Consider the following 3,647-nt stretch of genomic DNA (forward strand, 5'->3'; position numbering starts at 1 on the left):
CAATGACCAGCAAAAAGGAACAGAAATTACAATGGCTCAGATGTATTACGATACCGACGCTAACCTAGACCTACTGGCGGATAAAACTATTGCTATCATCGGCTATGGTTCTCAAGGTCACGCCCACGCCCTTAATCTTAAAGAGAGTGGCATGAATGTGATCGTGGGACTGTATCCAGGTAGTAAGTCTAAGGGCAAAGCTGAAGAAGCAGGCTTAACCGTCCACACAGTGGCTGATGCTGCTAAAGCAGCTGACTTGGTGATGATCTTGCTGCCGGATGAAGTGCAAAAAACCATTTATCAGGCAGAAATTGAGCCAAATCTGACCGAGGGTAATGTTATTGCCTTTGCCCACGGCTTCCATATTCATTTTGGTCAAATTGTTCCCCCAGAATTCATAGATGTGATCATGGTTGCTCCCAAAGGCCCAGGACATTTGGTGCGGCGCACCTATGAACAGGGAGAAGGGGTACCTTGTCTATTTGCTGTTTACCAGGATGCCACAGGCCAAGCACGCGATCGCGCCATGGCTTACGCCAAGGAATTGGTGGTACCCGTGCCGGGGTTCTTGAAACTACCTTCCGGGAAGAAACAGAAACTGACCTATTTGGTGAGCAAGTCGTATTGTGTGGCGGCTTGAGTGAATTGATTAAATCCGGATTTGAGACCCTAGTCGCTGCTGGTTATCAACCAGAATTGGCCTATTTTGAATGCCTTCATGAAGTGAAACTGATTGTTGACCTAGTCGTAGAAGGTGGTTTAGCTAACATGCGCGATAGCATCTCCAACACTGCTGAATATGGTGACTATACCCGTGGGCCAAGGATTGTTACTGATGAAACTCGCGCCGAGATGCGTAAAATTCTCAAAGAAATTCAATCAGGTCAATTCGCCCGTGAATTTGTCTTGGAAAATCAGGGAGGTAAACCCGTCTTCACTGCTATGCGCCGTCAGAATAAAGAACATCCCGTCGAGGAAGTTGGTAAAGACTTACGGGCTATGTTCAGCTGGTTGAAAAAAGCTTAAGCATTGTTGACTGTTGACGGTTTACGATTAACCTTTTAAATCAGCACTTATAGCAATTCTATATCCCATAAGGTACCTATTATCCCCCTAAATCCCCCTTATTAAGGGGGACTTTGAGGTTGACGAGCGTACCTCATAACTGCGAGAAACGCTATAAATATAATCAGGACTTACGCCATAACTATAACTTGTTGGATGGGGAAATAACTCATATGTGGCGTAAGTCCTGTAAATTTTAGATTTTATAGCAGTCGAAGTCAAGGTTAATACATATTTCTGTTCCCTGTTCCCTATTCCCTGTTCCCTTTAAAGCCAAATATTATGTCCTAAACTATACTTCCGTTGCGATAGTGGGACGATAATCACTCCAAGGGTTTGCAGCTTCCAACTGAGCCGCTAATGCCAATAGTGTTGCTTCTGATGCTGGAGGTCCCACTAACTGAATTCCGAGAGGTAAGCCCTTCTCATCAAAACCAGCAGGAATTGCGATCGCAGGAAGTCCAGTAGCATTAAATGGTGGACACGGTCCAATCCAATTAATAATATTCTCCAAGGTTTCTTCATAACTCAAATCGTCCCACTCTCCGACCCGAATCGGTGGATGTAAATAAGTAGGTAACACTAGCACATCATAGTTGTTAAAGAATCCCACAATTTGACGCGCTATAATTTGTAGCTTAGTCACCGCTTGTAAATATTCCCCAGCAGAACCGGATTGTTCAGCAATCCAGCGATTCATCGGACTTAAGGCTTCTAAGGGAATTCCTGCTGAGGTTACCCCAGCTTGCCATACTGTCTTAAACGGTTCGACTATGTCACTGAAATCTGGACAACCCGGTTCAACCAAATGTCCCATCCCTTCCAGTCGCTGCATGGTTTCCACCACAATCTTTTCACATACAGCTGACGCTGCTCCCATCGGTTTAATCGATGTGGCAAAACTAATCCGCAAATTATCCAGTTGTTGATGGGTAGCCTCTAGAAACGATATCTCTGGGTCAGGTAACCAGTAAGGGTCTCCAGTAATATAGCCAGACATCACATCCAGTAAGGCGGCTGCATCAGCAACCGTCCGTGCCATCGGACCAATACTGGCAATACCACTTTGAAAGTCCCCTACTGGAGCGCAAGAAATACGACCTCGTGTCGGTTTAATCGCCACCAAACCACAGCAAAAGGCTGGACCGCGCAGGGAACCGCCACCATCGGAACCTTGGGCAATGGGAGATAAGCCAGCTGCTACTGCTGCAGCTGAACCGCCACTGGATCCCCCTGGTGTGTAGTCCAGATTCCAGGGATTGCGAGCCGCTGGAAATCCTGGGGGTTCGGTATAGGGTAACGAACCCAGTTCAGAGGTAGCAGTCTTACCTAAAATAATGAATCCAGCTTGCTTGATCCGCGTGATTACCCCATCATCATACTCAGCAATATTGTCTTTGAAGGCAGCAACACCAAAAGTACAAGGGAGTCCTTCTACAGCCCTGAGGTCTTTAATCGCAATCGGGACACCAAAAAATGGAGGGAGTTTAGAGGTATCGGTAGTTTCGGCAAGTTGTTCGGTTTTAGCTTTAGCATCCACAAGTGCCATGTCAGAAGCCACAGTGAAGTAACTCCCTAGTTGAGGATTTAATCCTTCGATCCGTTCAAGGTAGAGTTGGACTAATTCCAGGGGTGATATCTCACCCTTGCGGATCAGTTGGGCTTGGTCTAGAGCTGGAGTAAACGCTAGGTCAACTTGATTCATAATGCTTGTTTCCCATAAACGGATGCTAATTTGCCAAAAAAAAATGCCTAAGAGTATTACTTACCAATACTTTTAGGCATTGAGATGCTAGTTAGTAAAACTGAATTCTTAAAATCTCAAAGCTATACAGAGTAGGAGTTTGAGAGACTGTTTGTTAAACGTTGCTTAAATCGAAGGCTACAGCAGGTTAGGGGGTCAGCCCAGACCATAGCTGTCTTAAGATTAATTTTATTTAGAATCTATTATACCATTGAATTTTATAAATTGGTATAACACATCGTTAAATTCTGGTGATTTTCCAGAAGTTTCCCAAAATTACTGGCCAGGTTGCAGGTACCGAAGAGCCAAAATTTTTCGCTAACTTAGGTACTATACCACTTCACAGCCTCAATACACCAGATGCCTTCACCTTTTCCTGGGATGAATCCCTACCTGGAGAAACCTGAATATTGGTCACAAGTTCACAAATGGCTCATTGTCCTGATTGCCCAAAGCCTTAACCCCCAGCTACGTCCTAAGTATCGGGTAGCAATTGAGGAAAGAGTCTACAACGCTACTGGTGATGATTCGATGCTAGTAGGAATTCCTGATGATGTAGTGGTTCAAAGTTCTCAAAGCAACCACCAAGATCCGTCACCCCTGGTTACCGTTGCTGCTCCTAGTGTTAAACCGATGAAGATTGCTCTACCGATGACTGAAATGGTTAAAGAGCGATGCAGCGCGGTCTTGGGGGTTCCCCCCATGAGCGACTGCATCAAGAAGTGGTATTTAGAAGTGCGAAAGCTAGAAACTGGCAAAGTAATTACTGTCATCGAAATTCTTTCTCCCAAAAACAAACGGTCTAAGGCCGTAGGCCACGCTACGCGATCAGAAGGGC

The 3,647-nt window shown here is 45.3% G+C and carries 2 protein-coding genes and 1 pseudogene; 2 read left to right on the forward strand and 1 reads right to left on the reverse strand.

From position 1 onward, the window contains the following. The first annotated feature begins 31 nt into the window (after positions 1-31). Positions 32-1,026: pseudogene (gene ilvC / locus LYNGBM3L_RS11865) on the forward strand (ketol-acid reductoisomerase). Between the two features lie 331 nt (positions 1,027-1,357). Here ilvC and LYNGBM3L_RS11870 read toward each other — a convergent pair. Then, complete coding sequence (locus LYNGBM3L_RS11870) at positions 1,358-2,770, reverse strand: amidase (protein ID WP_008183013.1); 1,413 nt, start codon at positions 2,768-2,770, stop codon at positions 1,358-1,360. A 399-nt stretch (positions 2,771-3,169) separates the two neighbouring features. Between LYNGBM3L_RS11870 and LYNGBM3L_RS47280 the strand changes: the two genes are divergently transcribed. After that, a partial coding sequence (locus LYNGBM3L_RS47280) for a DUF4058 family protein (RefSeq protein ID WP_044492833.1) occupies positions 3,170-3,647 on the forward strand: 478 nt, incomplete at its 3' end.

This window comes from Moorena producens 3L (genome assembly GCF_000211815.1).
Classification (GTDB): domain Bacteria; phylum Cyanobacteriota; class Cyanobacteriia; order Cyanobacteriales; family Coleofasciculaceae; genus Moorena; species Moorena producens.